Origin of the sequence: Kitasatospora sp. NBC_01246 (assembly GCF_036226505.1) — a bacterium.
GTDB lineage: Bacteria > Actinomycetota > Actinomycetes > Streptomycetales > Streptomycetaceae > Kitasatospora.
The window spans coordinates 4,645,835-4,656,373 of sequence record NZ_CP108484.1 but is presented as its reverse complement, the minus strand read 5'-3'; the positions used below and the strand labels follow the sequence as shown (position 1 = coordinate 4,656,373).

Annotated in this window: 6 protein-coding genes; 2 read left to right on the top strand and 4 right to left on the bottom strand. The window is 74.2% G+C overall.

The annotated features are described in order from the left end of the window. Window positions 1-43: 43 nt before the first annotated feature. The 4 genes from OG618_RS20410 to OG618_RS20395 form a co-directional block, all read right to left on the bottom strand. Complete coding sequence (locus OG618_RS20410; RefSeq protein ID WP_329488969.1) at window positions 44-265, bottom strand: MbtH family protein; 222 nt, start codon at window positions 263-265, stop codon at window positions 44-46. 166 nt (window positions 266-431) lie between these two features. Beyond that, the gene (locus OG618_RS20405; protein WP_329488968.1) at window positions 432-2,990 is read right to left on the bottom strand and encodes an FtsX-like permease family protein; all 2,559 of its coding nucleotides are present in this window, start codon (window positions 2,988-2,990) and stop codon (window positions 432-434) included. Next, complete coding sequence (locus tag OG618_RS20400; protein ID WP_329488967.1) at window positions 2,984-3,727, bottom strand: ABC transporter ATP-binding protein; 744 nt, start codon at window positions 3,725-3,727, stop codon at window positions 2,984-2,986. The genes OG618_RS20405 and OG618_RS20400 overlap by 7 nt, the downstream gene beginning before the upstream one ends. A 235-nt stretch (window positions 3,728-3,962) precedes the next feature. Next, window positions 3,963-4,979, bottom strand: coding sequence for a helix-turn-helix transcriptional regulator (locus OG618_RS20395; protein ID WP_329488966.1), 1,017 nt, complete (start codon window positions 4,977-4,979; stop codon window positions 3,963-3,965). A gap of 572 nt (window positions 4,980-5,551) precedes the next feature. On the opposite strand from OG618_RS20395, the gene OG618_RS20390 reads away from it, so the two are divergent. Together OG618_RS20390 and OG618_RS20385 are read left to right on the top strand one after the other, a co-directional pair. Continuing rightward, window positions 5,552-5,773, top strand: coding sequence for an MbtH family protein (locus OG618_RS20390; RefSeq protein ID WP_329488965.1), 222 nt, complete (start codon window positions 5,552-5,554; stop codon window positions 5,771-5,773). Window positions 5,774-5,871: 98 nt separating this feature from the next. After that, window positions 5,872-10,539, top strand: coding sequence for a non-ribosomal peptide synthetase (locus tag OG618_RS20385; RefSeq protein ID WP_329488964.1), 4,668 nt, complete (start codon window positions 5,872-5,874; stop codon window positions 10,537-10,539).

Genomic DNA, 10,539 nt, shown 5'->3' with positions numbered 1-10,539 from the left:
CCCCCAGCGGGCGTGCGGCCTCCCCGGACGAGTCGGTGGTGGGTCAGTTGGCGGCGGCCTGGGCGGCCATCCGGGTGCGCAGGCTCAGCGGGCGCATGTCGGTCCACACCTCGCCGATGCGGGTGAGGCACTCCTGCTTGGTGCCGCCGGTGCCCTCGGCCCGCCAGCCGTCCGGCAGGGCGCGGTCCGCCCACCAGATCGAGTACTGCTCCTCGTCGTTGAGCACCACCAGGTAGGTCTGCTCGTCGACAATCTGCTCAGCCATGACGCTCCCGAGTTCACGGTGGGATGGGATTCCCGGCCAGTCTGCGCAGCCTCGCTATAACGCCCCTATACGCCGCCGGGCCGGCCGCTCCGGCACCGCCCCCGGAAACCGAAAGTGCCGGAAACTCCCGTGGAGTTCCCGGCACTTGGAGCCGCTGGCGGGGTGGTCAGGCCGAACCGGCGGCCCCGCGCAGGATGCCCTGGCCGTCCCGGTCGCGCAGCGCGAGCGCGGCCGGCAGCACCGCCGAGACGAGCGCGATGGCCGCGCAGCAGGCGGCGAGCACGCCCATCGTGCCCCAGGGCACCACCGCGGGCGTCGGGCCGACCAGGTTGGTCAGGGCCGCCCAGGAGCCGCCGATGCTGATCGCGGTACCGAGCAGGCCGAGGAACGTCCCGGCCGCCACGCACAGCATCGTCTCGACGGCGACGGTGCGCAGCACCTGGGCCTTGGTGGCGCCGGCCAGGCGCAGCAGCGACAGCTCCTTCCTGCGGTCGGCGACGGTCATCACCAGCGAGTTGGCCAGCGCGATGGCCGCGTAGCAGATCGCCAGGCCGAGGATCATCAGCAGGGCGTTCCAGGAGGCCTCCTCGTTGCTGTCGGTGGCCGCCGACCAGGTCTCCTCCGAGGTCGCGAGCTTGGCGCCCAGCCCCTGCACGGCCGTCCGCAGGGCGTCGGCGGCCTGCTGCCGGTCGGTGCCGGGCAGCACCCGCAGGTGGATCTGGCTCGCCAGGGCCTGGCCGCCGACCCCGCCGGTGACGGCGTTGTGCCCGGTCACCCAGGCCTGGACCGTCTCGGCGCCGGTGCCGAGGACGGCGGCGACCCGCAGGGTCCGGGGGGTGCCGTCGGCCAGCCAGACCGGGACCTGCTGCCCGGTCCGCGGCGAGCCGGGCCAGGTGCGGCTGAGCACGATCGAGTCGGGGCCGAGGTCGGCCAGCGAGCCCTCGACGACCGGGAGCCGGTCGACCTCGGCCAGCGCGGCGGCGTCCGCCGTCGCGGCGGGGAAGGCGACCAGGGCCTGGCCGTCCTGGTCGGCCATCACCAGGGTCGGGGTGATGACCAGGCTCCGCACGCCGGGCACGGCGCGGACGCGGTCCACCACGGTCCGGCTCAGCCCGGGCGTGCCGGCCGGTGCGACGACGAAGTCGGTGGCGGCCAGCTGGCCGCGGACCTCGGTGACCTTCGAGCGGTTGATGGTGTCGACGCTGCCGAGCAGGCAGCCGGCGAAGGCGACGACCAGCACCACCGGGGTGGTGGTGGCGGCGGTGCGCCGGAAGGCCGTCAGCGCGCTCTGCCGGGCGGTGGCCCAGACGATGCCGCCGCCGTCCTCGGCGGGGCGGCCGCGCAGCCGGGCCGAGAGCGTGGGCAGCACCGTCAGCAGCCGGATCACCGGGGTGGCCAGCACGCCCGCGAGCAGGACGCAGCCGCCGACGACGGCCAGCAGCAGTCCGAGCGAGTCGGCGGCGCTGGCCGCGGCGTCGGGCCAGGTCCGGGCCACCACCACGAGCGCCGCGATGCCGCCGCCGAGCACGAGCAGGCCGCTGATCCAGCGGACCGCCAGGGCGACCCGCGAGCGCCGCTCCACGTCGGCCTCCATCAGCGCCTCGCCCGGGCTGACCAGTCCGGCCTTGAACGAGGAGAGCACCACGCCGGCCATCGCGGTCAGCAGTCCGATCAGGGCCGCGACGAGCAGCCCCCACCAGCTGATCGGGACGGTGAAGTCGGCCGGCACCATGTCGTGGTCGATCAGCCAGCGGCCGGCCAGCGGCGCCCCGACCGCACCGAGCACGCAGCCCGTGACGGAGGCCAGCAGGCCGACCAGCAGGGCCTCCCGGTTGACCAGGGTGCGCAGTTGCTTGCGGGTGGCGCCGATCAGGCGGAGCAGGGCGAGCTCACGGCGGCGCTGGGCGATCGACAGCGCGAAGGTGCCCGCGACCACGAACACCGCGGTGCCGCCGGAGACCGCGGCGGAGAGCCCGAGCGGGGTCTGCACGTTGTCCAGCTGGCCGGCGACGTCGATGTGGTGCGGGTCCAGCTGGCTGCGCTCGGCACCGGTCAGCACCCGGGCGGTGGTCGCGCCGCCGGCGCCGGCCACCGCCTGGCGGACCGCGTCGACGGGGCCGAAGGCGGCCAGCACGCCGACGGCGGGGCAGAAGCGGGCGGCCTGCGCGTCGGTGAAGAAGACGGCGTGCTCGAACGGCTCCGCCTCGGTGACGCCGGAGACGGTCGCGCTGTGCAGGCCGTCGGCGGTGACGTACTGGACGCGCCGGCCGACCTGGTCGGGGCTGCCGCCGCCGATGACGATCTGCTCGTCGGTGCTCGGCGCCGAGCCGGCGGTCAGCCGGTAGCCGCCGAGCTCCGCACTGGACCAGGCGCGTCCGACCTGGTCGTGCGGGCCGTCCGCGAGCTGGGCGTAGAAGGTGCGGTCCTCGACCGTCCGGCCGGTGGCGGCCACCGCGGCGATCAGCTCGGCCGGCAGGCCCTGCTGCTTGGCCACCGGGGTCGGGGAGACGTCGCCGTCGTCCCGCCTGAAGTCCAGGGTGTGGAAGGCGGACACCAGGACGGGGGCCTGCGAGAAGCGCTGGCGTTCCTGGTCGGGGATGTCCGAGGTGGCGGCCATGACCAGGATCGAGGTCGCCATCAGGGCGACACCGCAGGCCAGGGCGACGAAGCTGCCGACGAACGAGGCCCAGCGCAGCTTGATGGTGGCGAGGGCGAGGCTCAGCATGCCACGGCCTCCAGCGCGGTCATCCGGGCGGCGACCTGCTCGGCGGTGGGCCGCTCCAGCGAGCCGGCCAGCCGGCCGTCGCGGAGGAAGACCACGCGGTCGGCGTAGGAGGCGGCGACCGGGTCGTGGGTGACCATGACCACGGCGCGGCTGGGCTCGTCGGCCATGGAGCGCAGCAGGGCCAGGACCTCGCGGCCGCTCTTGGTGTCCAGGGCGCCGGTCGGCTCGTCGGCCAGCAGCACCGCGGGGCGGGTGATCAGCGCGCGGGCGATGGCCACCCGCTGCTGCTGACCGCCGGAGAGCTCGCCCGGCCGGTGTCCGGCCCGCTCGGCGAGGCCGACGACGGCCAGCGCGGCGGTCACCTCGGAGGGCGCGGGGTGCCGGCCGGCCAGCTTGGCCGGGAGCGCCACGTTCTGCGCCGCGGTCAGGGCGGGCAGCAGGTTGAAGGACTGGAAGACGAAGCCGATCTTCTCCCGGCGCAGCACGGTCAGGTCGTTGTCGCGCAGGCCGCCCAGGGCGGTGCCGTCGACCCGTACCTCCCCCTGGTCGATCGGCTCCAGGCCCGCGGCGGACCGCAGCAGGGTCGACTTGCCGGAGCCGGAGGGGCCCATGACGGCGGTGAAGGTCCCGAAGGGGAATCCGACACTCACGTCGTCCAGGCCGACGACCGGCTCGGGTCCGCGTCGGTAGGTCCGGCAGACCGATCGGAGTTCAACGGCAAAGTCCGTGGCGTTCATAGTCTCAGCCCATCAGTCGGGGTGGGTGCGGCTCAATGGCCTGGGATTCAGTCCCGGGGTATGGCTGGCTACACCCCCGGTGGCACGGGGCGGCCGGCCCGGCCCGCGAGGACGGGGATGCGGCAGGTGGGTCCAGCCGGGCGCGGCACCGGCGTTCCCGCCCCGGCCGGCCGCCGACGCTCCCGACCGGGCCGAGCGCCGCCGGCCCCGGGTCCGGGTCCGGCGGCGGCCGGTGTCAGGAGAGCAGGGCGGGATCGACCCAGCCGTGCTGGAGCGCCATCATCCCGGCCTGGAACTTCGTCTTGGCGCCCAGCTGGGCGGCCAGCTCGGCAGTGCCGCGCCGTACGGTGCGGACCGAGACGCCGAGCCTGCGGGCGATCATCTCGTCGGTGGCGCCCTTGGCCAGCAGGACCAGGATGGCCTGCGATCGCGGGGACAGTTCGGGCTGTTCCCGGCCGACCGGAGCCTCCGGCTCGGAGGCGACCGGCAGGGAGCTCTGCCAGACCCGCTCGAACAGTTCGCACAGCGCGCCGACCACTCCGTGGCCGCGCAGCACGAGGGCGCCCCTGCGGGTCTCCTCGGGGTCCACCGGAACAATAGCGGTGGACCGGTCGTAGATCACCATGCGCGGCGGAAGCGTCGGCGCGACGCGCACCTGGGCGCCCTGCTCCGTCAGCCAATGAGCATACGCAATGGTGTTGTTGTCGTTCTTGATGCTCTCCAGGTAGATCGAGCGCAGCCGGACCCCGCCGCGCAGCACCCGCAGGTCCAGCGGACGGCTGGCCTCGATGTTCGCCTCGGACATCACCCCCGAGGTGACGAAGCCCAGCACCTCCTCGGTGCAGCCGGTCGCCAGCGACTCGATCCGCAGCCGGATCGAGTCGATCCCCTCCAGCACCTCGACGTCCGCGCTCTTGCGGGAGGACCGGGTCAGGTTGGCGTACTCGGCGACCACCTCGACGAGGTCGCGGCGGCCCTGCTCGATCTCCAGCAGGCGCCGCTGGAGCTCGGCCTCCCGGCGGTCGAGCAGATAGCGCAGCCCGACCTCCGGCTCCACCGGCTTCAGCACGCCCGGGTCCTGCCAGGACGGTCTCAGCAGCGCGAGGCGGGCGAGCTCGTCCAGGGACGACCGCACCCGGGCCTCGGTCCAGCCGAGCCGGCCGGCGATGTCGGCGGGTCCGCTCTGCGGATCCTTGAGCATTTCTTTGTAGACCGAACCGGCCTCGGCACCGAGGCCCAGCTTCTCCAGCATTGCCGTGAATCCAATTGTCCAGGGAGGATGGTCTGATGGGCCGTCAAGAATCAGTCGACATTGGACAGTCGGAATGCGAAGAGGCTGGACACAGACGCGGTCTGATCACGCGAAGCAGGTCTGACATGGTGAAACGTCCCCCGAGGAATCTCTGAACTTCTTCACACGGGGGCCTTGAATATGGCTGCCCCCCGGCTGGGCCGAGCCACGGAAATGTCACTCCCTGCACGCCCCCGGTCGAGTTTCTGTCATCGAATGACATGAAGTCAAGTAATGGACACCCAGGGTGGCGGAAGGGCATTTTTCGGCCACCGCAAACCCCTCGATATAAGCAATCGTGATTTCCACCACGCCCCGGACCGCCCCGATCCGGGGCCCGCGCACCCCTCGTGACCTGCGCCGGAAGGCACGCCGACGGCCGGATCCGACGGTATAGAGCGTCTATAGCGGGCCACCGCAGACTTCCCGGGCAGTCGGACGAGTGTGCGGGCAGCCGGCCCGCCCAACAGCTCGGCCGTCCCGTGCATCCAGCCGCCCCTGGCGGCACCGGCCTCAACCGACCTGGGAGCGTCATGGCTGAGCAGATTGTCGACGAGCAGAGCTACCTCGTGGTGCTCAACGACGAGGAGCAGTACTCGATCTGGTGGGCGGACCGCGCCCTGCCGGACGGCTGGCGGGCCGAGGGCACCGGCGGCACCAAGCAGGAGTGCCTCACCCGCATCGGCGAGGTGTGGACCGACATGCGCCCGCTGAGCCTGCGCACCCGGATGGCCGCCCAGGCCGCCGCCAACTGAACGACCCCGCTCTCCCGCGGCGGCCCCCACCGGCCGCCGCGGGAGAGCGCGCGTCGTCGTACCGCCCACCCCACCGTGACACCGAGCGAGGAGCTCTCGTGACCCCGCGGCCTTCCCTGCACGACCTGATTGCGAGCTCGACCCGCCGGGCTCCCGACGCCATCGCCGTGTCCGACCACCAGGACCGCGCCGACTACCGCCGGCTCGACGAGCACGCCGGCCGGCTGGCGCACTTCCTCGCCGAGGCGGGCATCGCGCCCGGCGGCGTCGTCGGCGTGCGCCTCTCCCCCGGGGCGGCGTTCGCGCGGACCGCCCTCGGCGTCTGGCGCGCCGGCGCGGCCGTCCTGCCCCTGCCCGCCGACCTCCCGCTCGGCTCCCTGCCCGCCCGGGTGGAGCTCGTCCTCACCCTGGACGAGGACGCGCCCGAGCGGCACGGCGCCGCCCGGGTCGTCGGCCCCCGCACGCTGGCGCTGGACCTCGCCGACCGGCCCGCCGACCACCCCGGTCGGCCCGCCGGGCCGACCGACGCCGCCTGGCTGCGCCACGACCCGGCCACCGGCCGCACCCTGGTCCTCGACCAGGCCGCCGTACTGCACCAGATCGACTGGCTGGTCGAGGAGTTCGGCCTGGAGCCGGGCGACCGGGTGCTCTGCGCCGGCGGCACCGACGGCTGGTTCGCCCCGCTGTTCGCCGCGCTGGCCGCCGGGGCCACCGCCGTCCCGGTGACCGACCCCGCCGGCCTCGCCGCCGTCGCCGCCGAGCAGCGGGCCACCGTACTGGCCGGCGCGCCCGCGCTGCTCGCCGCCGCCGACCTGCGGCCCGGCACCGCCCCCCGCCTGGTGCTCGCCGCCGGCGCCGGGCTGACCGCCGGCACCGCGCGCGCCCTGACCGCCACCGGCGCCGAGGAAGTGTGCAGCGTCCACCTGCTCGACGGCGCCCTCGCGGTGACCGCCCACACCGTCGACCCGGACCGCACCGGCCCGAACACCCTGCTCGGCCGCCCGATCGACCGGATCCCGCTGCTCGTCCTCGACGAGTACGGCGACCTCGTCCCGCCGGGCGTCCCCGGCCGGCTGAACGCGGCCGGCCTCGGCGCCGGCGCCGGCTACCTCGACGACCCGCGCACCACCGCCGAGCGGCTGCGCCCCGCCGTCTACGGCACCGCCGGCAGCCGCATGCACGCCACCGGCGACCTGGTCCGCTGGCAGGGCGACGGCGTCCTGGAGCTGCTCGACGAGGCCGACCGCCCGCAGGCCGCGCCCGCCGACACCGCGCCCGGCCGCCCCGCCCACGTCGCCCCCGTGACCGCCGTCGAGCGGACCGTGGCCCGGATCTGGTCCGAGCTGCTGGAGGTGGCGCAGGTCGGCCTGGACGACAACTTCTTCCAGCTCGGCGGCTACTCGCTGATCATGACCGAGCTGGCCAAGCGCCTCCACGCGGCCACCGGCACCCCGATCGTGCTCGCCGACCTGTTCGGCGCGGTCACCGTCCGCGAGCAGGTCGCCCTGCTCGCGGACGCCCGGCCGACCGCCGCCGGCATCACCCCGGTGCCGCGCGACCGGCCGCTGCCGCTCTCGTACGGCCAGCGCCGGATCTGGCTGCTCGACACCATGGAGCCCAGCCCGGAGTGGACCGCCCCGCTGTTCCTGCGGCTGCCCGGGGACGTCGAGGCCGACACCGTCCGCCTGGTGCTCGACACCCTCGCCGACCGCCACGAGGCGCTGCGCACCCGCTACACCGTCGTCGACGGCGAACCGCTCCAGGAGATCGGCGAAACCCTGCCGATCGAGCTGCGGTGCGCCGAAGGCAGCCGTGAGCGGATCGTCGAGCTCTTCCGCGAGCAGTTCGAGACCGGCTTCGACCTCGCCTCCGGCCGGCTCTGGCGCGCCACCCTGGCCCGCACCCCCGCCGACGGCGACGAGCAGCTGCTGCTCGTCACCATCCACCACATCGCCTGCGACGGCTGGTCGGCCGCCGTCCTGGAGGAGGAGTTCCACCAGCTGTGCGCCGCCCTGCGGGCCGGCGTCACCCCGCGGCTGCCCGCCGTCCCGGTGCAGTACGCCGACTACGCCGGCTGGCAGCAGGAGTGGCACTCCAAGGAGCGGCTGGCCGACGAGCTCGCCTACTGGCGCACCGCGCTCGACGGGCTCGTCCCGCTGGAGCTGCCCGCCGACCACCCGCGCCCCGCCAAGCGCGACCCGCACGGCGACGTCGTCACCTTCGACATCCCGCAGCGCCTGATGGCCGCGGTCACCGACCTCGGCCAGAGCCGCGAGGCCACGCCGTTCATGACGCTGCTGACCGCCTTCGGTACCGTGCTCGCCCGGCTCAGCGGCCAGTGGGACGTGGTGATCGGCACCCCGGTCGCCGGACGCACCCGGCCCGAGGTCGACCGCACCGTCGGCTTCTTCCTCAACTCGCTGGTGCTGCGCTGCCGGCTGGCGGAGGGCCTGACCTTCACCGAGGCCCTGGAGAAGGTCAGGGTGGTCTGCCGCGAGGCCTTCGCCCACCAGAACCTCTCCTTCGAGCACATCGTGGACGAGCTGCGCCCCGAGCGCGACCAGTCCCGCACCCCGCTCTACCAGGTCGCCTTCAACCTGCACGACGGCCAGCTGATCGGCGGCATGCCCGACCGCGCCGACATCGACTACCTCCACCCGGCCCGCCAGGTCGCCAAGACCGACCTCACCCTCTACGTCCGCAGCGAGGCCGACGGCACCTGGAGCGGCGCCTTCGAGTACACCGACGCGCTGTTCGAGCGGACCACCGTCGAGCGGCTGGCCGACCACTTCCTGCGCCTGCTGGAGTCCGTCACCGCCGAGCCCGCCGTCACCCTCGCGGCCGCCGGGATCATGGCCGAGCGGGACCGCGAGCAGCTCACCGGCTGGGGCACCGGCGAGCACGCCGACTGGCCGGCCGGCACCACCCTCGACCTGTTCGAGGAGCAGGCCCGGACCACCCCCGACGCCGTCGCCGTGATCGCCGGCGAGACCCGGCTGACCTACGCCGAGGTGGACGAGCGGGCCAACCGCATCGCCCACCACCTGATCGCCCTGGGCGCCGGCCCCGACACCGTCGTCGGCCTCTGCCTGGCCCGCGGACCGGAGCTCGTCCCCGCCCTGCTCGGCATCTGGAAGGCCGACGCCGCCTACCTGCCGCTGGACCCGTCGCTGCCCGCCGAGCGGCTGCGCCACGTCCTCTCCGACTGCCGCTCGCCGCTGCTCGTCACCACCTCCGACCAGGCCTCCGCCACGGCGGGCCACCAGGGCGCCCTCGTCCTGCTGGACGCCGACCGCGCCGCCGTCGAGGCCCGCCCGGCCGAGCGGCCCGCCCGCTCCGGGGACCCGGAGCTGCTCGCCTACGCGATCTACACCTCCGGCTCCACCGGCCGCCCCAAGGGCGTCATGGTGCACCACCGCGGCCTGGCCAACCACCTGCGCTGGGCGGCCCGCGACCTGACCGGCGCCGAGGGCGGCGCCCCGCTGTTCAGCTCCATCGCCTTCGACCTGCCGGCCACCAACCTGTACGTGCCGCTGATCACCGGCCGCGCGGTGCACGTCCTGCCCGCCGACCTGGATCTCGCCACCCTCGGCGAGACGCTGCTGGCCGGTGCGCCGTACGCCTTCGTCAAGCTCACCCCCGGGCACCTCGAACTGCTCACCGACCAGCTGACCGACGACCGGATGTCGGCACTGGCCCGGCTGGTCCTGGTGGCCGGCGAGGAACTGCCCGCCCGCCTCGCCAACCGCTGGCTCACGGCCCTCGGCCCCGGCCGGCTGATCAACGAGTACGGACCGACCGAGGCCTCGATCGGCTCCACCGTGCACCCCGTGGACCGGCCGCAGGCCGCCGCCGTACCGCTGGGCGGCCCGCTGCCCAACACCACCACCCTGGTGCTGGACCGGGCCGGCCGGCCCGTCCCGGTCGGCGTCGCCGGCGAACTCCACGTCGGCGGCGAGGGCCTGGCCCGCGGCTACCACGGCCGGCCCGAGCTGACCGCCGAGAAGTTCGTCCCGAACCCCTACGGCCCGGCCGGCTCCCGCCTCTACCGCACCGGTGACCTGACCCGGGTGCTCTCCGACGGCAGCATCTCCTTCCTCGGCCGCATCGACACCCAGGTCAAGCTGCGCGGATACCGCATAGAACTCGGAGAGATCGAGGCCGTACTGTCGGAGCTGGCACCGGTCCGCGACGCCGTGGTGATCGTCCGGGAGAGCACCACCGGTGAGAAGTCGCTGGTCGGCTACCTGGTCACGGACGGCACCGGGCCCGTCGACCTCGAACCGGTCAGGGCCGCGCTCGCCGAGCGCCTCCCCGACTACATGGTCCCGTCGGCCCTCACGGTGATCGACCGGATCCCGCTCACCGCCAACGGGAAGGTCGACCGTCGGGCCCTGCCCGACATCGACGCCGGGGACGACGGCTTCCAGCCGCCCACCACCCCCACCGAGGAGCGGATCGCCCAGATCTGGGCCGAACTGCTCGGACTGCCCCGGGTCGGCGTGCAGGACAGCTTCTTCACGCTCGGCGGCCACTCGATCCTGGCCATCCGCATGACCTCCCAGCTCCAGGACGAGTTCGACATCGACCTCTCCATCGGCACCGTCTTCGCCCAGCCCACCGTCGGCCGTCTGGCCGCGGCGATCGAGGACCAGATCAGGGCCGAGATCGAGCAGCTGAGCGACTCCGAGATCGCGGAGTCGGACCTCTTCGCCCCCAGCACCGCCACGGCCGGCGCCGCCGCCACGAACTCCAAGGAGAACTAG